Source organism: Lentzea sp. DG1S-22 (assembly GCF_036321065.1).
Lineage (GTDB): Bacteria > Actinomycetota > Actinomycetes > Mycobacteriales > Pseudonocardiaceae > Lentzea > Lentzea jiangxiensis.
The window spans coordinates 1,513,650-1,537,085 of record NZ_CP143276.1; the positions used below are offsets into that span (position 1 = coordinate 1,513,650).

The 23,436-nt window shown below is 71.4% G+C and carries 18 protein-coding genes; 11 read left to right on the forward strand and 7 right to left on the reverse strand.

The features are described from left to right. The first annotated feature begins 33 nt into the window (after window positions 1-33). From V1227_RS06485 to V1227_RS06495, 3 genes are read left to right on the forward strand one after another with little or no spacing between them, the layout of a single operon-like run. Complete coding sequence (locus V1227_RS06485; protein ID WP_329791564.1) at window positions 34-2,532, forward strand: hypothetical protein; 2,499 nt, start codon at window positions 34-36, stop codon at window positions 2,530-2,532. Window positions 2,533-2,549: 17 nt separating this feature from the next. Then, a complete protein-coding gene (locus tag V1227_RS06490; RefSeq protein ID WP_329791565.1) occupies window positions 2,550-3,407 on the forward strand; it encodes a hypothetical protein in 858 nt (285 codons plus the stop codon). Next, window positions 3,404-6,439 carry an AAA family ATPase gene (locus V1227_RS06495; RefSeq protein WP_329791566.1) on the forward strand — a complete coding sequence of 1,012 codons (3,036 nt, stop codon included), beginning with the start codon at window positions 3,404-3,406 and terminating at the stop codon, window positions 6,437-6,439. The genes V1227_RS06490 and V1227_RS06495 overlap by 4 nt, the downstream gene beginning before the upstream one ends. 40 nt (window positions 6,440-6,479) lie before the next feature. Here V1227_RS06495 and V1227_RS06500 read toward each other — a convergent pair whose 3' ends face one another. After that, on the reverse strand, window positions 6,480-8,387 hold the full coding sequence (locus V1227_RS06500) for an Hsp70 family protein (protein WP_329791567.1): 1,908 nt from the start codon (window positions 8,385-8,387) through the stop codon (window positions 6,480-6,482). 92 nt (window positions 8,388-8,479) lie between these two features. Between V1227_RS06500 and V1227_RS06505 the strand changes: the two genes are divergently transcribed. From V1227_RS06505 to V1227_RS06515, 3 genes are read left to right on the forward strand one after another with little or no spacing between them, the layout of a single operon-like run. Beyond that, window positions 8,480-9,028: a hypothetical protein gene (locus tag V1227_RS06505; RefSeq protein ID WP_329791568.1), complete on the forward strand. Its 549-nt coding sequence runs from the start codon at window positions 8,480-8,482 to the stop codon at window positions 9,026-9,028. Next, entirely contained in the window at window positions 9,019-9,684 is a 666-nt protein-coding gene (locus tag V1227_RS06510) for a response regulator transcription factor (protein WP_329791569.1), read from the forward strand. The genes V1227_RS06505 and V1227_RS06510 overlap by 10 nt, the downstream gene beginning before the upstream one ends. Then, the gene (locus tag V1227_RS06515) at window positions 9,681-11,732 is read left to right on the forward strand and encodes a hypothetical protein (protein ID WP_329791570.1); all 2,052 of its coding nucleotides are present in this window, start codon (window positions 9,681-9,683) and stop codon (window positions 11,730-11,732) included. Before V1227_RS06510 ends, V1227_RS06515 begins: the two co-directional genes overlap by 4 nt. Before the next feature lie 9 nt (window positions 11,733-11,741). Here V1227_RS06515 and V1227_RS06520 read toward each other — a convergent pair whose 3' ends face one another. Then, window positions 11,742-12,719 carry a sensor histidine kinase gene (locus tag V1227_RS06520; protein ID WP_329791571.1) on the reverse strand — a complete coding sequence of 326 codons (978 nt, stop codon included), beginning with the start codon at window positions 12,717-12,719 and terminating at the stop codon, window positions 11,742-11,744. 219 nt (window positions 12,720-12,938) lie between these two features. Between V1227_RS06520 and V1227_RS06525 the strand changes: the two genes are divergently transcribed. Continuing rightward, window positions 12,939-13,274: a hypothetical protein gene (locus V1227_RS06525; protein WP_329791572.1), complete on the forward strand. Its 336-nt coding sequence runs from the start codon at window positions 12,939-12,941 to the stop codon at window positions 13,272-13,274. A gap of 52 nt (window positions 13,275-13,326) precedes the next feature. On the opposite strand, the gene V1227_RS06530 is transcribed toward V1227_RS06525, so the two are convergent. The 3 genes from V1227_RS06530 to V1227_RS06540 all read right to left on the reverse strand — a co-directional run bounded on the left by V1227_RS06530 (window position 13,327) and on the right by V1227_RS06540 (window position 15,387). Continuing rightward, the gene (locus tag V1227_RS06530) at window positions 13,327-14,586 is read right to left on the reverse strand and encodes an ABC transporter substrate-binding protein (RefSeq protein ID WP_329791574.1); all 1,260 of its coding nucleotides are present in this window, start codon (window positions 14,584-14,586) and stop codon (window positions 13,327-13,329) included. Window positions 14,587-14,703: 117 nt separating this feature from the next. Next, on the reverse strand, window positions 14,704-15,120 hold the full coding sequence (locus V1227_RS06535; RefSeq protein ID WP_329791575.1) for a nuclear transport factor 2 family protein: 417 nt from the start codon (window positions 15,118-15,120) through the stop codon (window positions 14,704-14,706). 39 nt (window positions 15,121-15,159) lie between these two features. Further along, window positions 15,160-15,387: a hypothetical protein gene (locus V1227_RS06540; protein WP_329791576.1), complete on the reverse strand. Its 228-nt coding sequence runs from the start codon at window positions 15,385-15,387 to the stop codon at window positions 15,160-15,162. 270 nt (window positions 15,388-15,657) lie between these two features. On the opposite strand from V1227_RS06540, the gene V1227_RS06545 reads away from it, so the two are divergent. Further along, window positions 15,658-16,848: a 3-deoxy-7-phosphoheptulonate synthase gene (locus V1227_RS06545; protein WP_329791577.1), complete on the forward strand. Its 1,191-nt coding sequence runs from the start codon at window positions 15,658-15,660 to the stop codon at window positions 16,846-16,848. Window positions 16,849-16,958: 110 nt separating this feature from the next. Here V1227_RS06545 and V1227_RS06550 read toward each other — a convergent pair whose 3' ends face one another. Together V1227_RS06550 and V1227_RS06555 are read right to left on the reverse strand one after the other, a co-directional pair. Continuing rightward, a complete protein-coding gene (locus V1227_RS06550) occupies window positions 16,959-18,326 on the reverse strand; it encodes a tryptophanase (protein ID WP_329791578.1) in 1,368 nt (455 codons plus the stop codon). A 155-nt stretch (window positions 18,327-18,481) separates the two neighbouring features. Then, a complete protein-coding gene (locus V1227_RS06555) occupies window positions 18,482-20,605 on the reverse strand; it encodes a helix-turn-helix transcriptional regulator (RefSeq protein ID WP_329791579.1) in 2,124 nt (707 codons plus the stop codon). Between the two features lie 286 nt (window positions 20,606-20,891). On the opposite strand from V1227_RS06555, the gene V1227_RS06560 reads away from it, so the two are divergent. The 3 genes from V1227_RS06560 (at window position 20,892) to V1227_RS06570 (ending at window position 23,397) form a co-directional block, all read left to right on the forward strand. Continuing rightward, entirely contained in the window at window positions 20,892-21,515 is a 624-nt protein-coding gene (locus tag V1227_RS06560; protein WP_329791580.1) for a helix-turn-helix transcriptional regulator, read from the forward strand. Window positions 21,516-21,669: 154 nt separating this feature from the next. Continuing rightward, complete coding sequence (locus tag V1227_RS06565) at window positions 21,670-22,188, forward strand: DUF6924 domain-containing protein (RefSeq protein WP_329791581.1); 519 nt, start codon at window positions 21,670-21,672, stop codon at window positions 22,186-22,188. Between the two features lie 324 nt (window positions 22,189-22,512). Further along, the gene (locus V1227_RS06570; protein ID WP_329791582.1) at window positions 22,513-23,397 is read left to right on the forward strand and encodes an IclR family transcriptional regulator; all 885 of its coding nucleotides are present in this window, start codon (window positions 22,513-22,515) and stop codon (window positions 23,395-23,397) included. The last annotated feature ends 39 nt before the right edge of the window (window positions 23,398-23,436 follow it).

The window sequence follows — 23,436 nt, forward strand, 5'->3', positions numbered from 1 at the left end:
GTGGACGTGGTGAGGCACGGGAAGGAGGTCGCGGTGGACGACACGATCACTGTCGAGCGGGTGGGGCACGCACTGCTCGTCGGCGTGCCGGGTGCGGATGGTGACGCGGCCGAACTGGCCGCGTCACTCGCACCGGAACGGCATCGCACGGCGGTGGTGGTGGGCGCTTCCGCGAACGACGCGGTGGCACGGTTGGACCCGTGGGTCGTGGCGGACCTCGACGAGGTGGTGTCCGGCAGCCTGCGACTGATGGGGCCCCGGCTCGGCGCGGTCGGTCCACGGGGCGAGGTTCCGCCCGCCAGATTGCTGGCCGACCGGCTCGGTGTCGAGGTGGTGGCGCCGGAGGACGAGCTGATGACGTTGCCGCAGGGCAACGTGTTCGTGCCGGGTGGCTGGGTCTCGTACCGCCCCGGCACCACGGGCCGCCGGAGCGGTCCCCGGCATCCCGCGCCGTGGTGGCAGGCGATGCTGCCACGAGACGCCGGCGAACAGATCCCGCTCGGTCTGTGGGTGCGCGCACCTCGAACCGCGCCGCGCGCCGACGATCCGGTGCACGGACGTGTTCCCGACACCGAACGCCTGACCGTGGTCGTCGGTGCGCCGGGAGAGCCTGCGCCGGACGTCGCGGCGGTCGCGGAGGTGTTCCGCGCTCTGCCGGGCGAGGCCAGGGACCGCGCCGTGCTGGTCTGTTACGGCTGCGACCTCGCTCAGGAGCTCGCGGACGAACTCGACCAGCCGGTGCGCGCCTTGCACGGCGTCCCGTGGGAGAACGGTGTGGTGCGCCTGGATTCCGACGGCGAGCCCACTTGGCGGCCGTTCGCGCTGGAGAGCATGTACCTGCCGGGCGCGCCACCCGTGCTGGACCGCTGGGTGGCGCCTGTGCCGACGATGACGATGATCGCCCCCGCTGCCTACCGCCTGGTCGACGGCTGGCGCTTGGACGTGGTGCCGCGCGGCCTGCTGGCCCGCCCGGACGACCTGGCGGTCGACCCGTCGTGGGTCGGCCGCACCGGTCCCACTCCCGACCTGGTGGTGGCTTCGGCGCAGGAGGTGCCACCACACGTGGTGACGGCACTGGAAGGCCTGGTCGCCGACCTGCCCGACGACACCCGCTCCCGTCTGCGCACGGTTCCGACCTCCACCTTCGCCGCGCTCGCCGTGAGCACGCTCCCACGCCCGGAGTCGACCGGCCTGCGCGGGGCCGCCGTGGTGGTCACCCCGGACGGCCGCATCCTGCCGTCGAGTCCGGTGCTGGCGTCACCGGGTCCCGCGCGCTTCACCAAGCCGCTGCGGACCAACGCCGAGCCGTCCGCCCGCCGCGTGCCGCGTCGCGCGCCCGACCGTGCTGTCGCGCCGGTCGAGGTGGTGGGGACGGACGCCGTGGTGGGAGTTCCCGAGCCGGATCGGATGGAGCCGGTTCCCCCGGTCGGAGCGGCGGTGTCCACACCTCCGGCGCCCGTGCGGCCCGCGGCCGCACGCGGCAGGGAACGCACGGCGGAGGCGGGTGCGGACCGGCCCTCACCGCGCCCGACCGTGGCGGCTGTTCCGCAGGCGCCCGCGCAGCCGCCGGAGCCTGCTCGGCCTTCGGTGCCGGAACGGACCGCGGCGCAACCGGCGCCGTCGCCGGGGCGGATGGAGCCGGCCGAACGGCCGTTGCCGGACCTGACCTCGACGACGGCGGCCGTGTTGCCCGCGTCGGTCTCGTCGCTCGTCGCGCCACCGAGCCCTCGGCAGGTCTGGCCGGCGCTCGCGGAGCCGGGCCCCGCCGGAGCACCCGAGCCGGCCGAGCCGTCCGCCTTGCCGGTCGAAGCCGACGAGCCCGGCGCCGGCGACACCGGTGAGCAGGCCGGGACCGTGGCGCCTGAGTCCACTTCGGACGAACAAGCCGCGGCACCCGAACCGAAGCGGCGCATCATCGTGCCGCCGGGAACACCCAGCACACCCGCTCACCGCGCAGGTATGCGGACCTCTCTCGGCAGCCGGTACGACATCGCGAGCCGGGCGGTGGCGCGACTGCTCGCCGAGCGGCCCGGGCTGCGAGCTCCCGGCACCGACACGGGCACGCTCGCCGCGGAGCTCGCAGCCGTGCGGATCTTCGCGATGGACCCGGACGGCGACTACGACCTCGGCTTTCACACGTGCCTCGCGGCAGGGCTGCGGCGGCTGCCGACGACACGCGGTGTCGTCGTGCGAGGTGTTCCCTCGTTCAACCTCGATGTCGGCAGCGAGCTGACGCTCGTGGAGCCGCTGCTCGCGGGTGCGGCGAAGCCGAGGCGTCGGGTGCGCGGGGTGGAGGCGCTCATCTGGAGCACCACGGCTCGCAGGCTTGACGGGTTGCTGGAGGGAGACCAAGCGCACGACGTGCTTCTGCCCGCCCACACCCGCTTGACCGTGCTCGAACGCACCGCGGACCGCGTCCTGCTGGGCGAACAGGGCACGAACGGCGCCCAGGCGCTCGCACGGCTCGCCGCTGCCGCGGGCGAACCGATGACCTCCGATGACGTCGCGCGCTGGTTCGGCGACCTGCTCTGACCCTCGAAGGAGTCCCCGTGCACACCCAACACGCTCGGCTGCTCGGCCTTGCGGGCAGGACCGCCGACGGCTGGCTCACCGTGGCCCGTGAAGCGCTCGCCGACGGTGACCACGACCAGTTGGAGCGGCTCTTCAGCGCGCTGGGCCAGATCGACCAGGTGGCAGAGGCGCACCGCTTCACGCCGCCGGAGGATCCCGGCGACGACACGGATCACGCGCTGCTCGAAGCGATCATCACGCATCCTGTCACCGCTTGCTGGCGCACGATGCGTGGTGGCGTGGACGCGGTTTACCTCGTGCAGGCGCAGGATGGTGCCGACCAGGCCGCCATAGCGGCGATCGCGCAGCGGACCCTCGGCGCGAGGGGCGAGCTCGCGCCGAGGGTGGAGGTCTTCGCACCGGACACCGTCCTGCCCGCCTACCACGAGGCCGCGCTGCGCTCGGCGACGTTGCTGTGGACCGAGGACGAGGCGGTACCCGTTCGCGTGGCTCGCACCTTCGACGGCGTGTCTCCGGATGGCGGCCCCTACTTCAGCCCGAGCCGCGAGCTCGTGGTCGCGGCCGATCAACGCCAGCGGCTTCTCGACTTCCTCGCCGGGGGTGAGGTCGTGCTGCGGGTGCCGGGCGGGCTCGACGACGTGCTCTCGCCCTCGGCTGAGCCGGTGCCCGTCGACATGCGCTCGGACGGCGTCTGGGTGTGGTCCGACGCCACCCGCCACTACCTCGACAGGTACCTCGTCTCGCCCGACCCGGAGCTCGTCGCACATGCGGCGTCCGCCTCCGGTGGCCGCCACCTTACTCACCTGGACCGTTACCGCGTGCGCGCCGCTCTCACGCCCGAAGGGGAGGAAGGTCAGCTGTGGCGAGCCGGATGAGCGGTGTTCGGTCCGTGCTCAGCGTCTCGCCGACCGAACCCGATTGCTTCCGGACGATCAGTGACGCGATCGCCTCGGCCACCGACGGCGACATGATCTCCGTGCGGCCCGGCACCTACCCGGAGGCGGTCGTGCTCGACCGCGAGGTGACGCTCTCCGGCGCCGGGTCGGCAGGGGAGGTGCGCATCGAGTCGGCCGGAGGCGAGCCCGTGCTGCGGCTCGCCTGCGAGCGAGCCTCGGTCTCGGGGATAGTGCTCGCGCAACCTTCCGGCGAAACGGCGATCGACATCGCGGGCGGTGTGCTGCACGTCGAGGAGTGCGTGGTCGCGGCGGACTCGCGGGTCGCGGTGGCGGTGCGACGCGGTGGCGACCTGCGCGCCCGTGACAGCGAAGTCCGCAACGGCGCCGGCGCCGGCGTGCTCGTGTTCGACGGCGGGCGAGCAGAACTGCACGGATGCACCCTGCGGCACATCGCGACCACTGCCGTCGTCGCGCGGGCCGGCGGCACGCCGCGCCTGGTCGACTGCCTCATCGCCGATGCGCAGGGAGCTGTGCTCGCGGCCGACCGCGCGGGCGGTTCCCTCGAGAACTGCCGGGTGGAACGGATCAGCGCCACGGGAATCGTGCTGGAGTCCGAGAGCGAGCTCACCGTCACCGGTACCACCTTGTCCGATGTGGACGGCGTGGCGCTGCTCGTCGGCGCGAGGTCGGAGCCGGTTCTGCGGGACTGCCGGATCGAACGCACCGGCGCACAGGCGGTCGTCGTGGTGCAGGGTGCCTCGGCGGTGCTGGAGGACGTCGAGCTCGACGGCACCGCCGGGCACGCGGTGCACGTGGTGGAGGGCGCGTCGGTCAAGCTCATCGGCTGCACGATCCGCGACACCCGGCACGACGCCGTGGTCGTCGACGGAGCGGGGTCGGCGCGGCTCAGCCGCTGCACGGTCAGCGGGGGTGCGGGCGCGGGCGTCGTCGCCGACCACAACGCGGATGTCGTGGTCGCCGAGACCAGTGTGACGGGTACCTCCGGCGCCGGCCTGCTCGCCCGCGGCGGTGCGAGGCTCGTCGTGCACGGTGGCGCGGTCCGCGAGTGCGCGACCGGTGCGCGTTGGGAGTCCGGCGCGACCGGCGAGCTCACCGGCGTCGAGGTGCGCGAGAACCTGGGGGACGGCGTCGTCGCGAGCGGCCCGGACTCGGTGCTCGTACGTGCCTGCGTCATTGACCGCAACCGCGGCCAGAACCTGCGCGGCGTCACGCCCGCGGATACCGCGGACACCCTCCCCGCCGGTCCGGCGGAGCACACCGGCGGTGGCCCCGTCACCAAGAAGGACCGGCGGGAATCCGGAAAGGGTGACCAGGGGCTCGACGCGCTGCTGGCCGAGCTGGAGAACCTGGTCGGTCTCGCGGGCGTCAAGCGCGAGGTCGAGACGCTGGTGCGCCTGCACCAGATGGCGGAGCGGCGCGCGGCCGCGGGACTTCCGTCACCACCGCTCGGCAGGCACCTGATCTTCGCCGGCCCGCCGGGCACGGGCAAGACGACCGTCGCGCGGCTCTACGGCAAGATCCTCACCGCGCTGGGTGTGCTGCGCAGCGGCCAGCTGGTCGAGGTCGCGCGAGCCGACCTGGTCGCCTCGGTGATCGGTGGCACCGCGCTCAAGACAACGGAGCGGTTCGAGGCGGCGCTCGGCGGTGTGCTGTTCATCGACGAGGCCTACACCCTCGCGCAGGGTGGCGGCGGGACCGGTCCGGACTTCGGCCGCGAGGCCATCGACACGCTGGTGAAGCTGATGGAGGATCACCGCGACGACGTGGTGGTGATCGTCGCGGGTTACACCAACGACATGCGCTCCTTCCTCGCGGCCAACCCCGGCCTGTCGTCACGCTTCTCCCGCACGATCGAGTTCGCGGACTACTCCTCCGCCGAGCTCGTCACCATCGTCGAGAACCTGTGCACGGGCAACCAGTACCGCCTGGAGTTCGAGACCCGTGCGGCATTGCACACCTACTTCACGAACCTGCCCCGCGACGCCGCGTTCGGCAACGGCCGCACGGCGCGCAAGGTGTTCGAGGAGATGATCGGCAGGCAGGCGTACCGGCTGGCCGAGGACGACACGGCGGACGCCGTCGTGCTCACCCGCCTGCTGCCCGACGATCTCGGGCCGTTGCCCGGCTCCGCGGTCGGAGCGGGCGCGGGGCGGGTCGACGCCGAACGGGTGGACGAGTTGCTGGGCAAGCTGCGCGGACTTGTGGGGCTCGACGACGTCAAGAGCGAGGTCGCCGCGATGGTCGACCTGCTGGCCTCGGCGCGGCAGCGACAGGCGGCCGGGCTGCCCGTGCCGTCGCTGAGCAGGCACCTGATCTTCGCCGGGCCACCGGGCACCGGAAAGACGACGGTGGCCCGGCTGTACGGCTCGCTGCTGACAGCGCTCGGCGTGCTGGCACAGGGGCAGGTCACCGAGGTCAGCCGGGCGGACCTCGTCGGCGAGTACGTCGGTCACACGGCCCGCCGCACCACGGAGGCGTTCGACCGGGCTCGCGGTGGTGTGCTGTTCATCGACGAGGCTTACACGCTGTCCGCATCCCCTGGGGGCGGCCACGACTTCGGCCGCGAGGCGATCGACACGCTCGTCAAGCTGATGGAGGACCACCGCGACGAGGTCGTGGTGATCGCGGCGGGGTACGAGCGCGAGATGGAGGGTTTTCTCGCGGCGAACCCCGGTCTGTCGTCGAGGTTCTCCCACCGCGTCCGCTTCGCCAACTACACGCCGGACGAACTGGTGACGATCGTCAACCAGCACGCCCACACCGCGGGCTACGAGTGCACGGGCGCCACCGTCGCCGCGTTGCGGGGCCACTTCGCCGCGGTGCCACGCGATGAGTCGTTCGGCAATGGCCGCTACGCGCGGCAGGTTCTCGACGAAGCGGTCACCCGCCACGCCCGCCGGATGCGTGGCGTCACGTCGCCCACGATCAACGAACTCTGCCTGCTGCTGCCCGAGGACGTGCCGAAGCCGTTGGAGTCGATTCACGGATGACGAGCTGGGCGCCCCGCACCGGAAACTCCGGTGCGGGGTCTCAGGCGAGCTTGTCGCACGGCGTCGCGTCAGGGTCCGTCGCGGCTCCCGCCACCCAGCGCACGTGTCCGAACGTGGCGTCGAACCGGCCTGCCGTCACCACCAGGAACGGGGTGTTCACGTTGGCGGCGTTGAGTCCTGACTTCGTGAAGCACGAGATCGGGATCTTGATCGTCTGCTGCTGACCTGTCTTGAGGCCCTTGAAAGCCCCTGTTGAATTGAGTTCCGCGGCACACGGGAAGACGCAGTGGATTGCCAGTGCGACCCGGTCCGAAGGGGCTTCATGCACGACAACGTCGACCACGAGCGCACTGTCCGCCTCGGCTTGGGGCCGCAAATCGCTGCCACCTCCGGTGTGTTGCATGTAGAACTGACCCGGTCCGCTGCCGCTCCAGGTGATGCGCACGGCGCCGGGACCTTCGGGCGCGGTGGTGATCGCGCGGTAGCCGGCGGCACCGTCCTCGCCGACGACCGTGCCCGCCCAGCCGTCTTCCGCCGAGCCGAGCATGGCGCGGTACGGGCCGGTGTCCCGCCCGGTGAAAGCCTCCATGTCCGGCATCGTCCGCGCAACGCGGTTCGGTGCGGCAGAAGGCGAGGAGGCGGACGAGGGCGGGGTACCGCCGCTCGCCTGTGGGGAGTCGCCCGTGTCGAAAACGACGAGCGCGGTCGCGGTCAGCGCCACTGCCGCCGCCGCGGCGGTGACGGGCACCAGCCACTTCGGCGCCCCGATGCGGGCGATCAGGCCCTGCGGCGCAGGCTTCGCGGAGGTGCTCGCGAAGGTTCGTGCGGGAGGAGAGGAGGCGACTGCCTTCGCCGGCGTGCGGGCGAGCGCGGCCGCGCCGAGCGCCACGGTGAACTTGGGGTGCAGGCTCACCCGCACCGGCTTGCCGAACGCGGCCGACACGGCCTGCGGCACCGCCGGGATGCGCGAGGAGCCACCCGCGAGCAGCACTCCCGCGAGGTCCGACGGCTGGAGCCCGGCAGAAGCGATCGTGCGGCGCAGCGCGTCGGTGGTGAGCTCCACCGAAGGCCTGATCATGTCGTTGAACTCGACCCTCGTCACGGTGACCTCCAGCGTGCCACCCGGCAGCGGGACGCGGACCGTCACGTCGGGCTCGATCGACAGAGCCTCCTTGGCCCGCACACAGGCGCCGCGCACGGCGACCAGTGCGGACAGGTGTTCGGGGTCAGCGGGATCAAGCGCGCTCACCGCGCCGTCCAGCCGTGAGTCGACGTGGGCGAGCAGCGCCTCGTCGAAGTCCATGCCACCGAGCCGCTCGATGCCTTCCGGCGTGCCGAGGATCTCCATGCCGCCAGGACGGGCGCGCAGAATCGTGGCGTCGAACGTGCCGCCGCCGAGGTCGTAGACCGCGACGAGCTCACCGTCGCCGAGCCTGCGTTCCACGGAGTAGTGCATCGCGGCGGCTTCGGGCTCGGTCACGATGCGCACGCTGCCGAGACCGGCGAGCCTGGGCACCTCGTCGAAGTGCTCACGCCGGTAGGGCCCCCACACAGCGGGACAGGTGAGCACGACATCGCGCGGTGGAGCACCCTCCGCGGCGGTGACACCGGCCACGATGTCCCGCAGCTGCGCGGAGAGCAGCGCCTGGGGGGAGTGGGCAACGCCGCCGACCACGAGCGGGGTGGGGTCGCCCAGCCTGCGTTTGTACCCGCGCACCAGTCTGATCGGGTCCTGTTCACCAGCTCGGACGGCGTTCGTGCCGGCGACCAGCACGCCGTCCGGTCGCACGTACACCGCGGACGGTGCGGCGACGCCCGGGCCGAGCGGCACCATGCGCGTGCCGTTCGCGCCGGACACGGCGGCAGCGGTGAACGTCGTACCGAGATCCACACCCAGCCCGTAGTCCATTATGGACACTCCCTTGACGATGGTCGGCTTGGTGACCATGGAAGCAGCCGCTCGTCGGTAGGGATATCCCTACTGCGCCTTCGGGCCAGCCACCTTGCCCGTTCCACCTGCCGGCCGCGACTCTGGTTGGCGTGATGAAGCTGGCGCGGGTGATCCTCGAACAGACGGGTGGCGTTCCCGCTCTGTTGCGCGTGTCCCGGCGGGGCTCCGAGAAGCTGCGCCGGGAGTTCGAACGCACCCTGCACGACGGGCCCGCGCTGCGGGTCTCCGCACTCGCGTTGGAGCTTGCATTGATCTCTGGTTCGGTGAGCGACCCGAAAGTCCGAGACCTCGTCGTCGGAGCGCAGGACGAGGTGTGCCGGATCGCGGACGAACTGCGCGAGGTCGGGGGCGCGATATACCCCCCGTTGCTCGTGAGCGCGGGCGTCGAAACCGCGTTGCGCGCCGTGGCGGAACGTCAGCGCGTCTGGTTCACCATCCAGGTCGACGAGTCCGGGATGGACGACCTGACCCGGACGAGGCTTTGCCTGCTGCTCGCGGACCACCTGCGGTCGTTGCCGCCCGGTACCGCGCTGTCCGCGCGCGTGCGCGGCGGCCGGCACCTGGTGCGGGTGCGGGTGCGGGAGTGGCGCGGCGGGCGGCTGCCCCGGCAGCGCTGGGCGGTGCTGCGATGCGCGTAGCGATCGCCGAGGACGGCGCGTTGTTCCGGGAGGGTCTCGTCCTGCTGCTGCAAGCGGCAGGGCACGAGGTGGTCGGCTGCGTCGACGACGGGGACAAGTTGCTGGCGATCGTCGCGACCGAGCCGGTCGACGTCGCCGTGCTGGACATCCGCATGCACCCGGAGCCCGACGGCGGGCTCACCACCGCCGAACGCATCCGCGCCATGCGCCCGCAGACCGGTCTGCTGTTGCTGTCCCACTACGCCGAAACCCATTACCTGATGCGAATCCTGGCGATCGGCACGGAGCGCATCGGATACCGGCTGAAGGAACGCATCGCCGGTGTCCAGGTGCTCGGCGACACGCTGGACCGCATCGTCGCGGGCGAGATCGTGATCGAGCCGGCGCTCGCGAAGCGGCTCGTGCCGACGCCTTCGGGCGAGGCGGCCGGCGCACTCGGCACGCTCACCGAACGGGAGCAGTCCGTGCTGCGGCTGATGGCAGAAGGCAGGACCAACAACGCCATTGCCTCCGAGCTGTTCGTGTCGGCCAAGGCGGTGGAGAAGCACGTCGCGGCGATCTTCACGAAGCTCGGCCTGTCCGGTGATCCCTCGGTGGACCACCGGAGGGTTCTCGCGGTGCTCGCGTACCTGCGGGCCAGCCGGGTCGCCGGATGAGGCCCTCGACCTTGCGCCGGCGTGCTCCGCACCTCGTCGCGGCGTCCACCCCCACCGCGCTGCTGGTGCCCGCACTGGTCCGCAACCTCGCCGAGACGATCGGCTGCGACGCCGTGTACTGCGAACCCACCGCGCAGGGTCTCGCGGTCACCGCGGCCTGGCCGTGGCGTGCGCCGGGACAGGTCCTCGCCGCCGACTTCGCCGCGCTGGCCCTCGCACCGGGCGTGCTCGCCGCGGAGCCGGTGTCCGGAGGTGGTGGCGTCGCGGTCGGCTGGCGCGGCCGTCTGCCGAGCAGGCTCCACGGCGTCGTGCGCGAGACCGCGGTGTGGCTCGGTGTCGCCGCGCGCACCGAGCGGCTGCGTGACGCCAGGGATCGGGCGGCCGCACGCGCTTCGCGGCTCGACGCCGAGCTCAGCACCGCACACATGCGACTGGGGGAGGTGCGGGAGCTGGAACGGCGCCGGCTCGTCGGTGCGATCACCGCCCTCGTCGACCGCGACTTCGCCGAGGTGCGCCGGCGCCTGCGCGAGCTGACGGCGGACGTCGACTCGGTGCGGCACCTGCGGGAAGGGCTCGACGAGCTGCTCGAAACCTTCCGCGTCACCGTGCGCGGCGTGCATCCGGCGATGCTGTCCGACGTGGGGCCGCAGGAGACGCTCGAGGAGCTCGCGGCCACCTTGCGCCGGAACGTGCGCTTCCGCGGCGACCTCGGCAGGAGGGTGGGCTGGGAGGTCGAGTCGGGCTTCTACCACGCCGCGGCCGCGGTGCTGAACCTCCTGGCCGCCCGGGAAAACCCCGTCGCACTGGACCTGCAGTTCTCGCACGCCGACGACGCGCTGGTGCTGGAGGTCGTGGATCCGGCTTGGCCGCAGCCGGTAGAGCGGCTGCGCGAGCAGCTCTCCGCCGACGCCGAACGCATCGCCGTGCTCGGTGGTGAGCTGACCTGGGGCGCGGTGGACGGTGGGGTACGCGTGTCGGTGCGCATGCCGGAGCGCATCGCCGCGGACGAGGCGGAGTCCACCGAGCCGGGGCTGCGCACCGTGGTGCGCGACCTCGTGGCCCGCGGGTGCTGGGCCACCGGACTGCAGGAGCGCGGCGTGTGGACGGCCATCGCCGACCGGCTGGACCAGCCGCTGCGCCTCGCGGTGGTGGGTCCGGCCAGGGCCGAGGTCGTCGGTGCGCTGCTGGGCCGGGCGGTCCCGGACGCCAGCGAGCCCGTCTGGTTCGCGCACAACGACAGCGAACCGGCGGAGATCCTGCGCTCCCTGACGCTTCTGCAGCTGCCCGGGCAGGTCGACGAGGAATTCGCGGCGGCGCTGGCGGAGGACTCCGGCTGGGCCGTCGACGCGGTGTTGTGCCTCGCCGCGCCGCACGGACTGGGCGAGTGGCTGCGCAACGGGCCGCACCGCGTCGAGCTCGTCGTGCCGGTGCTGCGCCCCGGTCTGGCACTGCTCGCGGTGACCGCGACCGACGAACGGCACGGTGTGCTGCGGTCGGTGGCTCCGCTGGACGTCGGCGGGATGACGGGGCAAGACCTGCGCACCGCGGTGGCGGCCGCGCGGCGTACCACCACCGCGGTGGAGTTCGCCGAGGAGCTCGACGTGGCCAGTGGACTGCGCGAGCTGCGCGAGACGGTGACCCGCAGGCTGGTTGCCCGCGCGGACCTGATCGCCGCCCGCCGCGCGCTGGTGGCGGCGGAGACCGCGGTCCGCCGGCTGCCGACCGACGACCCGATGCGCTGGGACGTCGACCGAACCCGTGCCGGAGCGCACGCCCTCGTGGAACTGGACCTGCTCGACGACATCGAACGCGATCTCAGCCTGCCGCCCGACCTCGCTGGACGGGCCGTGCGCCTTCTGGGCGGCGGTGGCAGCACCGTGCACGAACGGCTCGGGCTTCCCACGGGCGCCTCCAGGGAACGGGTGCGATCTGCCGCACTCGCGGAAGCGGAGTGGTGGCGGATGATCGGCGGCCGGTTCGGTGCGAGCGGCCGGATGCGGGAGGTCTGCGAGGCCGTGGTGCGCAGCTGTGAGGGACTGGCGGGCTGACCCGTGGGCTCAGGCGGGTGGGGCGTGGCCGATGACGGCGGTTCCGCTGCCCGGCGCCGAGACGATCTCCACGGTGCCGCCGATCTCGGCCATCCGGGTGCCGAGGTGGTGCAGGCCGGCGTCCGCGCCCGCCTCGGCGAAGCCGGGGCCGTCGTCGCGCACCTCGAACCGCAGTCCGTCACCGTTGTCGATCAGCGAGACCGAGATGCTCGCACCGGGCGCGTGTTTGTGCGCGTTGTTGACCGCTTCCATGCACACGAAGTAGACAGTGGACTCCACGGGTGCGGGCACTCGGTGCGGCAGGTGGACGTCGAGGCTCACCGTCTCGTGGTGGGAGAGCTCCGCGGTGAGTGCGGCGGCGAGGCCGTCGGCCACCAGCACGGCGGGCAGGAAGCCCTCGGCGGTGCGCAACACCCTGAGCTCCGCGTCGTCCAAACGGGAGTCCATCCGCGACAGCACGGCGGCGGCACCTGCTTCGTCGCCGTTCGCGATGGCGTGCTCCAGCAGGCCGACGGCCATGACGAGCGCCACCAGGTGGTGCTGAGCGCCGTCGTGCAGGTCGCGTTCCGCACCCCTGCGCTCGCGGTCCATCTCGGCCGCCGCCCGCAGCCTGCCGTCGCGCAGCCCGAGCTCCGCCGCGTCACCCGCCCGGCGCGACGCCCCGAGCTCGTCCTCCAGCGCCACCATCGCGAGCAGGGGCGCCAGCACGTCGACGACGTCCGGCAGCGGGGTCGCGGGACTCACCGCGAGCTGCCCCAGCGACGAGCCGTCGTGGTGGATCTCAGCCCGCCACCAGGACGAGCCGGCCTCACCCCAGGTGAAGTGCTTCCCGTGCACCGTCACCACGCACCCGCGTGCGTTCACCGCTCGTCCGACGGCCTCGGCGAGGCAACCGGGATCGAGCCGGCCGTCCCCGCGGACGTGGCTCGCCTCGAGTTGGTCCAGCACCGCCGCGATGGCGCGGCGGTCGCTTTCCCGCTGCCACACGAGGACGACCGTACCGCTGTCGGAACCCGGTCGGCGGCATCCGTGTGTGTGCAGGTAACACCACGTGCGCACAAGGGCAATGTGCTCCTTCTACGGCTGGCCCTGACGTTCACGCCGTGGTGTCCTCGACACAAGAGGAGGGCCGCATGGCGGTTGAACGTGCCTGGGGCATCACCTACCAGCACTTCTGCGGTGGCATCACCGCTGGGGAGGGTCGCTGTGGCTGAAGACGACATGACGTACCGGGGCGATCTGGTGCTCTCCCTCGCCGAGGACGGCAGGTTGACGCTCGGCGTGGCCGAGGCCGACGAGCTCATCGCCGGGATCGAGCACACCCTGAGCCTGCTGCGCATGCGGGAATGGGGCCTGCAGGTCTGGCGGCAGTCGTCGTGGCGCGGGCGCGCTGAACCCGAGTCGTCGGTCGAGCGGTTCGTCTTCGATGCCGCGTTCTCCGAACAGATCGCACCGGGCAGGCTCGAGGCGGCGTTGCGGGAGCTGCCGAAGTACCTGGAGGCCTTCCAGATCGCTCGCGAGCGCGCGCTGGCCGCGCAGTGACATGGCGAACCGGCCCACCTTCGGACGAGGTGGGCCGGTTCGCCATGTCACTTCACTTCAACGCGTCGCGCGACTCCGACACCGCCCGCTGCCACGCGTCGGCCGTGGACTGCCTGCCGGTCTCGACGCGGTTGAGCGCGGTGGTGAACTTCGGCCGCACCAGGAAGTCCCGCACGCCCCGGTAGTTCGGCCGCAACGCGTCGGCTGTCGTCGCGTAGATCGAACCGACCGGCGCGCCGTTGAAGTAGTCGTCGGTCTTGGCGAGGACCTCGGGAGCGCGGTACACCCCGGGCTGGCTCGGCAGGTTGCCGTTCTCCAGGAAGATCCGCTTCTGCTGCTCGGGCGCCGTGAGGAAACGCGCCACGTCGTAGGCCCGCTCGGTGTGCTTCCCCTGAGCCGGCACGGCGAGGAACGAGCCGCCCTGGTTGCCGCCGCCACCGGGCACCGCGGTCACGTCCCAGCGCCCCTTGTTCTCCTCACCGCCCGCGTTGCGCAGCAGCGCGAGCATCCACGCCGGGCACGGCGTCGTGGCGAACGTGCCCTGCCGGATCGCGACCGTCCACTCCTGGGAGTACGGCGTGAGCTTGGCCGTCCAGCCGGCCTCCGCGAACTTGCCCGCGAGGTCGAACGCGGCGCGGACACGTGGCTCGCGGTCCCCGATGAACGAGTCGTCGGTGCGGGAGAAGTAGCCCTCCTCGGCCTGGTTCAGCATCGTGGTGTAGATGCTCGCCGCGGTGTCGACGAAGCGGATGTCGGGCTTGGCCGCGCTGAACCGCTCCGCGACCTGGGCGTAGGCCTCCCACGTCGGCCACAGCGCGCCGACCTGGCTCCGATCCGTGGGCAGGCCGGCGGCGGCGAAGTAGTCCTTGCGGTAGCACAGCGCGAGACTGCCCATGTCGGTGCCGAGCCCGAGCACGACCTTTCCCGAACCGGCAAGCCCCTGGTCCCACTTCCACGGCGCGTACTGCTCGCGCAGGGTCAGCGCGCCGAGGTCGGCCAGGTTGACGAACTTGTCGAACGACTGCCGCAGCCGCGGCATGTGGCCTTCCTCGATCGCGACCACATCGGCCGCACCCCGGCCCCCGGCGAGATGTGTCGCGAGTTTCGTGTGGTGGTCCTCGAACTCGGCGATCCGCGCGACGAGCTTGACCCCGGGGTTGCGGGACTCGTACTCGCGGAACAGCGACTCGTAGCCGAAGTCCCCGAACGTGGCGACGGAGATGGTCAGCCGGCTGTCGTCCGCGGCTGAGCCACAGCTCGCCAGCAGGGCCGCGGCGGTCATGAGCACGAGAGCCTTTCGGATGCGGCGCATGGCGTTCCTCCCTGAGGCTGATCCACGACTGCCGCATTCTGCACCGCCTGATCTCGTGTGACGGCCGACTGGAGCGCGTGCGGGCAACTCACCGCGCACCTTCGGGCACCACCGGGCTCAGTACGGCAGGTCGAACGACGTGCGGCGCTTGCTGATCCGCCACCCACCGTCCTGCCAGGTGAGCTCGTCGTGGTGCTGGCCGATGGACAGCGGGTGGACGGCACCGCTGCGGATCGAGAAGATGGTGAGGTACGAGGTCGTCCAGGCGCGGCCGTCGCCGACGTGCTCCACGATCACATTGCTCAGCACGTGCCTGCGACGATCTTCCTGGTGGTGCCACGTCGCCCTGGCGAGCTCGAGAATCGCCTCCCTGCCCGCGAACGATCCGTTGATCGGTGCGCCACCCACGGACATGGTGAGTTCGGCGTCCTCGGTGAGGCAGTCGGTGAGCATCGCGGCATCCTGGTTGTCGTAGCCCAACGCCCAGCGGTGCAGCGTGTTCTCGATCTCGTGCCGGTGCGCGGGGGTCAGCATCGAATTCTCCGGAATGCGAGTGGTGCGGGAATGCGGAAGTCAAGCTGCGGCGCTGTGCCCGTGCCCGGCCGACCGTTCGAGCCTGCGCGCGTGCTCGTAGCTCGCCGCGGCGAACGCGAACTCCTGCGCGGCGTCCGGTCCGCCGGTCGCGCCGAGCAGCTCGTGGAGCCTGCCCTTGGCGCGGTACCAGGCCGCCACGACCTCCGCGGAGGTGTCAGGTCCCGGCCGCTGCTGGTACAAACGTGAAAATTCGATGATGGCGTTCATGGTGGTCTCCTGGGTGTGCTCAGTTCGTCGTCCTCGAATAGAAGTCTCGTTCGGACACCGATTCTGGCCACTCCACGACGCTCACAGGTGCGCTGCGGGTGATGACTGTCCACGTGAACCTGTGCCGATGCCCTTCAGTGCTGCCCGAACCCTCAGGGCCTCCGGCACGGACTCGGTTGCGGTACACCCGAGAAGCGCGGAGTACATCTCGCTGGTGCGCATTGCCGTCGTCGGAACCGATCGCCCAGCCGATGAGGAGCGTGAACCCCCTTGAGCACAAGGTCTTCACCCCGGTACGTGGACGACCGGATCGACCGGGCGCTGGTCCGCCCGGCGGCTCAGCAACCCTCGTGGCCGGATCCCGCGCGCGTCGCCGCGGTTCGCGTGCGGCTGGGCAAAGCGCTGCCGATCAGCCTTCCCGGCGAGATCGACAGGTTGCGCCGGGAACTGGCACTCGTTGCGACTCGCCGCGCTTTCGTGGCGCAGGGCGGAGATTGCGCTGAGTCGTTCACGGCCACCGATTCCCAGGTGGCGGGGACTTTGCGGACCTTGCTGGGAATGGCCTCCGTGCTCACCGGACGAACCGGTGCACCCGTCGTCACGATCGGCCGGATCGCCGGCCAGTACGCGAAACCCCGGTCCAGCGATGTCGATGAGCAGGGTCTTCCGGTCTACCGAGGCGACATCGTGAACACGTTCGCCGCGGATGCCGGGGGACGTGTGCCCGACCCGGACCGGATGCTCCACGCGCACGCGCGCTCCAGCGCCACGATGAGCCTGGTCCGGCGAGTCGGCTCGGTCTTCGCGAGCCACGAGATGTTGCTGCTGGACTACGAAAGTTCGTTGTTGCGGCCCTACCGGGGCGATGACCGGGAACGGCGGTGGTACGCCGGATCCGGGCACTTCCTGTGGATCGGGGAGCGGACCCGCGCGCTCGACGGAGCCCATGTCGCGCTGGCCGAGCTCCTCGCGAACCCGATCGGTGTGAAGATCGGTCCCGCGACCACACCGGAGCAGGCCGCCGAGTACGTCGAGCGCCTTGATCCGCGTCACGAACCCGGCAGGCTCACGCTGATCACCAGGCTGGGGCATGCCCGCGTGCGGGACCTGCTCCCCGCCATCCTGGAGAAGGTCGAGGCAACGGGGCGGCAGGTGGTGTGGCAGTGCGATCCGATGCACGGCAACACCGAGCAGGTCCGCGGGTGGAAGGTCCGCAGGTTCGACCGGATCCACGACGAGGTGCGCGGCTTCCTCGAGGTGCACCACGCCCTCGGCAGCCACCCCGGTGGCGTGCACCTCGAACTCACCGGAGAGGACACGACGGAGTGCCTCGGCGGCCGCAGTCGTCCGGTGGACGAGCGGGACGTGTCACGTCGCTACGAGTCGATGTGCGACCCGAGGTTGAACGGAACCCAGGCGCTGGAGCTCGCGGCGTTGATCGCCGATGAGATGGTCGCCTGATCCCGGTGTGGCCCACCCGGGATCCAGGACTCAGTCGGAACACGCCGGGAGGTTGACCGTGCCGGGAGATGCCGCCGCCGCAGGCATCTCCCGGCACGGTCCTCCGGCGCTCACATCACGACGGGTGCGAGCGTGCACTTGAAGTGCCGCAACACCGCCGGTGACTCGACCAGCCGGTAGCCGGTCATCCGCTCCGGAGTTTTCGCGACCTCGGCGATCGTGCCCGCCACGTATTCCAGGTGGCTCTGCGTGTAGACCCGGCGGGGGATCGCGAGTCGCACCAGCTCGTGCCGCGCGGGCCGGGTCAGCGTGCCGTCGCGGTCGATGTCCCCGAGGAACAGCGATCCCAGCTCGATGCACCGGATGCCGCCGGCCAGGTACAGCTCGGTCGCGAGCGCGTGGCCGGGGAACATGTGCGGCGGGATGTGCGGCAGCAGGCGGCCCGCGTCGAGGTAAACGGCGTGCACACCGGCGGGGCGCACCACGGCGACACCGGCGTCGACGATGAGCTGGGCCAGGTGCTCCGTCGCGGCCGCCCGTGCCCGCAGGTAGGCGGGATCGGTGACCTCGGTCAGCCCCTGCGCCAGCATGTCCAGCTCGCGGCCCGACAACCCGCCGTAGGTGGGGAAACCCTCACCGGCGATGAGCAGCTGCTCGCACCGTCGTGCCAGTTCGGTGTCGTGCATGGCCAGCACGCCTCCCATGTGGGCGATGCCGTCCTTCTTGAGACTGGCCACGCAGCCGTCCGCGAGTGAGAACGCCTCCCGTGCCACTTCCCGCGGCGACCAGTGCGCGTAACCGGGTTCGCGCTGGATCACGAGCCACGCGTTCTCCGCGAACCTGGCCGCGTCGAGGAAGAAGGGCACTCCGTGCCGCCTGCAGAGTTCCGCCGTCGCCCGCAGGTTCGCCATGGACACCGGTTGCCCGCCGCCACCGTTGTTGGTGATCGTCATGATCACCAAGCCGACGTCGTCGGTCTCGAGCGCCTCGGCGAGTTCGTCGAGGTCGATGTCGCCCTTGAACGGGTGGTCGGCGTCGATGTCGAGCGCCTGCGGGCACGGCAGGTCCCGTGCCTCGCAGCCGAGCATCTCCACGTTGGCGCGCGTGGTGTCGAAGTGCGTGTTGCTGATCGAGACCTGACCGGGGCGCAGCAGTGCGGTGAAGAGGATGCGTTCGGCTGCCCGGCCCTGGTGCGCGGGAAAGACGTGCGGGTAGTCCGTGAGATCGACGATCGCGTCGCGGAACCGGAAGAACGACCGTCCCCCCGCGTACGACTCGTCCCCGCGCAGGCCGGCGGCCTGCTGCTCCGCGGACAGCGCGCCCGTGCCCGAGTCGGTGAGCAGGTCGATGGTGACGTCCTCCGCGCGCAGGTTGAACGGGTTGTACCCGGCCTCCGCCATCAGGCGCTCCCGCTCGGGACGCGTCGTGATGGGCAGCGGCTCGACGACCTTGATGCGGTAGGGCTCCATGAGCTGCATGGCGAATTCTCCTTGCGGGAGAGGCGGAACGGCCGCGAGCGCGGCCCCACCTGGTTCTATGTCACCGGAATTCGCCGCACCGCAACGAAGTTCGATCCATGTCCGGAAGGGAAACCGACTCTGCACACGCCGACCGGCCGGTTCGCCGTGGACGATCAGCCGTCGTGCTGTTCGTCCCGCCAGTCGGCGAGCTCCCTCCTGCCGCTGATTCCGAGCTTCCGGTAGACCCCGGACAGGTGGAACTCCACGGTGCGCCGTGCCAGTGCCAGCTCTCCCGCGATCTCGGCGTTGTTGCGCCCCATCGCCACCAGTCGCGCGATGCGGCGTTCCTGCGTTGTCAGCACGGAGGCCCGGAGTGCGGGTGAGGGCGGCACCCCGGTCTCGTCGTCGGGTAGCGCCGCACCGCACCGCCCGGCGAGTTCACGTGCCCGAGCCTGCGTCGCGGCGGCCTCCTCTGCGCGACCTTCGGCCCGCAGGGCGGCTGCCAGCTCATGGAGTGCTCGGGCCTCCTCGAGCGCGGCTCCGCACTCGTGGAAGTGTTCCGCCGCCACCGCGAGCGACGCCGCCCGCGAGGACGGTGGCGCGGTCAGTGCTCGAGCGTGTGCGGCGAACCCCTTGGCCCGCGGGCTGTTCCAAACCGTGGCGGCCTCTTCGTCCGCCCCGGCCAGCGCGGCGGCATCGGCGTTCCTGCCGGTGCGCAGCATGCTGCGCACCGCGTCGAGCCGCCACGGCAGCACGTCCGCGTTGAGCTCCGCCCACCCGGCGACGAGCCGCCCGCATTCGAGGTGCTCGGCCAACGCCCGCTCGTGGTCGCCCAGCGCTGCCGCCACCGCGCCGCGAGCTCGTGCCAGGTGCATCGAGGGACCGGTGTGAGCGATGTCGCCGAGCAGGCCGGCGGACGCCAGTTCGTCGCGCGCCCGGTCCGGTTTGCCCGCCTGCACGAGTGCCTCGGCGAGCTCGGCGGTCGCCGTGGCCACCACCGAGTGCGAGGGCGGCAGCCCCAGCGCACCGCATCCTGCGAGCACCGCCCGCAACGACGCCTCGGCCGAGCGCAGGTCGCCGCGCCGGCGCTGGAGCGTGGCGCGCACGAGGTCGCAGCCGAGCCGCGGCATCTCCGCGCCGGAGCCCTGCAGCGCTGCTTCCGCCCGTTCGCACACCTGCGCGGTCACCTCGTCGTCACCGGCTATCAGCAGCGCCGCGAGCGCGAGCCAGCACGTCGGCCACTCCTGGAGTGCCGCGGCGTCGTCGAACGCGGTGACGGCCAGTTCGACCGCCGCACCACCGCCCGGCTCGTTGAGGGCGGCCGTGCACGCCTTGGTCGCCGTCAGCGCGCGGCTGGCCGGTCCGCCCGCCCGTGCGAAAGCCGTGAGCCAGCGTTCGAGCTTGGCGAGCATCACCGCGCCCTCCGGGCGGAAGACGCTGACGGTGGTCCTCGTCAGGTAGAGCTCGACCGCCAGCGCCTGCGACCTCTGGTGCACCTGGTCCGCCGACTCCTCGAACAGCCGGGCGATCTCGGCGGTGCTGGGCAGCCACACCGCGAACCGGCGCAGCAACCGGACCGTCTCGGCGACGTCGCCGGGGGTGTCGTGCATCCGCAGTTCCTGCAGCAGGCACATGACCGCGGCCTGGGGGTTGCCCTGGGCGAGCACGAGTGCGAGCTGACGGGAGATGCGCACCCGTTGCTCGGGAGGAGGGCTCTCGGCGAGCGCGGAACGCAGGTAGTTGGCGGCCGAGCGCCAGTCGCCGCCGTCCATCGCCTCGGCGGCCGCGACGGACAGCACCTCCGGCACCCACTCCAGCCCGATCGGGCCGATCCGCGCGAGCTGGTCGGCCACCCGTTCGGCCGCCCCGGGAATGCAGCGCATCCGTTCGACGGCCCGCAGCCGCAGAGTGATCTGCCTGGGCATCGTGAGTCCCGCCAGCACCAGGTCGGCGGTCCGCTCGTCGACGAACCGCAACGGCATGCTGTTGGCCAGCACACCGGCGCCGGTGAGCAGTTCGACAGCCGACAGGGTGTCTTCGAGTCCCAACCCGGCGACGTGCCTGGTCAGCGACAGCTGCGCGTCCTCGCCGAGCACGGCGATGGCACCGAGCACTGCTCCGGCGTGCGGGCCGAGTCCCTCGAAACCGGCCAGCGGCGGCAGCTCCACCGGCACGTCCTGTGCGGAGGACTGGTCGGGGGCCTCGCCCACGTGCAACGCGGCAACGTTCAGCCCCGACCAGCGGCGCGGCACCGCCGGCATGCCACCGCCGTCATCGCCTGCCCGACGTGAAGCCAACGTGCACTCCTCCAGCTCGATCGAGAAACTTGCGCACGCACACTCTGAGCTCCGTCGCTCCCTTGCCACTCATGCGCGACTCACCTGGTGGCGCGCACCTCCGCAGGTCACCTCCGCAGGTGACGTCGCACTGGCTACCCCGATCAGGTGACAAGTGCTCTTGCTGCGCGTGGTTTTCCCAGTTCAGCGGGGCTGAAGGCGAGCACCGTCAGCTGACCGATGTGTCGCGGGGCCGCAACGCGCAGCATTTGTCACGTTGCAGAGTCCACTGGTCAGGGAGGCCGTCATGGGAGCACTTCGGGTCGCGGTGCAGGCGTCGGATCCACTCACCGCGGCAGGCCTGATCAGCGGGCTGAGCGCGGAGCAGGACGTCACGGTCGAGGAAGGACTGCACTCCGGTGACGCGGACGTGCGCGTGGTGGCCGCCGGGAGTCTCACCCCCGGTCTGCTCCTCGTGCTGCGCAGGGCGGCGGCCAAGGACCGCGTTCCCGTCGTGCTGGTGGTGACCAGGTTGCGGGAGGCCGAACTGCTGGCCGCGGTCGAGTGCGGTGTGGTCGCCGTGCTGCCCCGTGCTTCCGTGACTCCGGACCGGCTGGTGCACAGCGTGCGCGCCGCCGCGGCGGGCGGCGGCGTCCTGCCCCCTGCCATGATCGGCGAGCTGCTCAAGCACGTGGAACGACTCCAGCACGAGGTGCTCGCGCCGAAGGGCATGAACGCCTCCGGGTTGAGCCCGCGCGAGGTCGAGGTGTTGCGGATGATGGCCGAAGGGCTCGACACCGCGGAGATCGCGGGCAAGCTCTGCTATTCGGAGCGCACCGTGAAGAACGTCATCGCCGGATTCACCCAGCGGCTGAACCTCCGCAACCGGCCGCACGCCGTCGCCTACGCCATGCGCGCGGGGATGATCTGAGCACGATCCGCCCAGTTGTCCGCGACGCGGCGCATCTCGGTCCCAGTCGACCACTGCGGGAGTGAACGCGTCCGGGCGCTTGAGCACAGGTTGCTCGCGTGGCCGTCGCGGACCTGAACCGAACCCTTGGGACTGTTCTGCTCGTATGACAGGCATGAGGACGCATCTGCCGGCCACGCCGGACGTGCCGGTGATCCGCACCGACTTCTCCGACCAGACGGCCTGGGAACAGGTAAAAGCCGGGATCAGCTGGGTCACACCGGACGGGTTCAGGGCCCACGTGACGTATGTCGATGACCCGGCGTTCGCCGGCCTGGCGGTCGCCGGCCTGCTGGAGTCCGGGCCGGACCGTGCCGCACATCCGCTCCTCCTGGTCGTCGACGAGACGACGATCCGCTCTCCTGGGCACCCGATCCTGGTCGTGGACCTCGGCTCGGAGCCCGACCCGGCCGACGACTGGCCGGGCGAGCCCGCCGGCCGGTCATTCCGCGCCCTTCCCCACACCATCCAGGAGATCGAGAACAACCTGACGATCGCCAACACGGGCTGGGAAGATTTCGCCGGCCACGTCGATGCCGACGGAGTGCGCCGGGAACACCTGCTCTACGGCCGCGTCGAGGAACTGGCTGTCGCTGAGGCGACCGGACAGGTCCCGGAACCGGAAGCCGGCTGACCGCGCACCGGCGCGACGCACGCCGGAGGCGGTCCGAGCGCTGTCCGCGACGGATAGGCCGGTTGTCACCGAGCAGGTGTGTGATGACATCCGTTCCGGCGCTCACAACGGCTTCTGTGGACCGCGGTCCTTCTCATTCGGCCTGGCGGACCAAGCCGCGCAGCCGATCTCCTCGAGGCTCGTTCGGATCGACACGCGCCGCACCAGTTCCAGCGTGCGACGCTCGCGCATCAGATCGTCTCACAACACCAGATCGTTGGCACTCACTTGAGCATTCCGTCGCCGCGGTGCCTGCTCGTGCCGTCACGGCAGCGCGTTCGTGCAATGGCCGACCGCGGTGTGTTCCTGGCTGGACTTCCTTGTTCCACAGTGGAGGAAGACGACCTGAGCAACGGCCGGGCACCGGACGTACACGGCGGAGGCTTCGACATGACGGATCTGATCTCGACCTCACGACAGACCTCAGCGGGCAAGGTGCTCACCGTCCTGAAGTTCTTCGGTTCTCGGGGTGGCGCGGTGACCCTCGGCGAAGTCGCACATCACACGAACATGCCGAGGTCGACCGCGCATCGGATGCTCGCGAGTCTGCGCACGGCCGGATTGGTCGAGCTGCAGGACGGACTGTTCGTGCTGAGCGGCGGGCTCGTCGAGCTCGCGGCTGTCGTGCCGGCGAACCTCGCGGGTGGCCTGCCGGAGCTGGTGCTGCCCAGCCTGACGGACCTGTACGAGTCCACCAAGGAAGCTGCCCAGTTCGTCGTCCGGCGTGGCGACAGCGGGTTGGTGGTCGAGGGCGTGCACGGGCGTCAGTCCGTGGGATTGCTACCCCGGCTGACCGGCACGATGCCACTGCATTGCACGGCAGCGGGCAAGGTGTTGCTCGCGTTCTCCGCGCCGCTTCGCCAAAACCCGCCGCGGCTCGAGGGGCACACGGCGGTGACGATCACCTCTCCGGAACGGCTCCGCGAGGAACTCGCCCGTGTGCAGAGGTACGGTGTGGCGTTCGACCGGGGCGAGTGGATCCACGGTCTCACCGGTGTCGCGGCGCCGGTGTGGGGGCCGGGCCGGACGTTGGTGGGCGCCATTTCCGTCGTCGGCCCCTTCGGCAGGGTCGTGCCCGACGCCATCGCGCCGCGCGTGCGCAGGGTCGCCGACATCGCATCCCGGGAGCTGTACACCGAGCGGTTGGCCGGGCGTGGTCTCGCCGGCTGACCGGTGCCACCGTGGCCGCGCCGGTGACACCGGTCAGAA

What these genes read in the sequence shown, in the direction of transcription:
- V1227_RS06495 (WP_329791566.1), top strand. Translation starts at nt 3,404, where the DNA reads ATGAGCGGTGTTCGGTCCGTGCTCAGCGTCTCGCCGACCGAACCCGAT.
- V1227_RS06500 (WP_329791567.1), bottom strand. Translation starts at nt 8,387, where the DNA reads ATGGTCACCAAGCCGACCATCGTCAAGGGAGTGTCCATAATGGACTAC.
- V1227_RS06510 (WP_329791569.1), top strand. Translation starts at nt 9,019, where the DNA reads ATGCGCGTAGCGATCGCCGAGGACGGCGCGTTGTTCCGGGAGGGTCTC.
- V1227_RS06515 (WP_329791570.1), top strand. Translation starts at nt 9,681, where the DNA reads ATGAGGCCCTCGACCTTGCGCCGGCGTGCTCCGCACCTCGTCGCGGCG.
- V1227_RS06530 (WP_329791574.1), bottom strand. Translation starts at nt 14,586, where the DNA reads ATGCGCCGCATCCGAAAGGCTCTCGTGCTCATGACCGCCGCGGCCCTG.
- V1227_RS06535 (WP_329791575.1), bottom strand. Translation starts at nt 15,120, where the DNA reads ATGCTGACCCCCGCGCACCGGCACGAGATCGAGAACACGCTGCACCGC.
- V1227_RS06540 (WP_329791576.1), bottom strand. Translation starts at nt 15,387, where the DNA reads ATGAACGCCATCATCGAATTTTCACGTTTGTACCAGCAGCGGCCGGGA.
- V1227_RS06550 (WP_329791578.1), bottom strand. Translation starts at nt 18,326, where the DNA reads ATGCAGCTCATGGAGCCCTACCGCATCAAGGTCGTCGAGCCGCTGCCC.
- V1227_RS06560 (WP_329791580.1), top strand. Translation starts at nt 20,892, where the DNA reads ATGGGAGCACTTCGGGTCGCGGTGCAGGCGTCGGATCCACTCACCGCG.
- V1227_RS06565 (WP_329791581.1), top strand. Translation starts at nt 21,670, where the DNA reads ATGAGGACGCATCTGCCGGCCACGCCGGACGTGCCGGTGATCCGCACC.
- V1227_RS06570 (WP_329791582.1), top strand. Translation starts at nt 22,513, where the DNA reads ATGGCCGACCGCGGTGTGTTCCTGGCTGGACTTCCTTGTTCCACAGTG.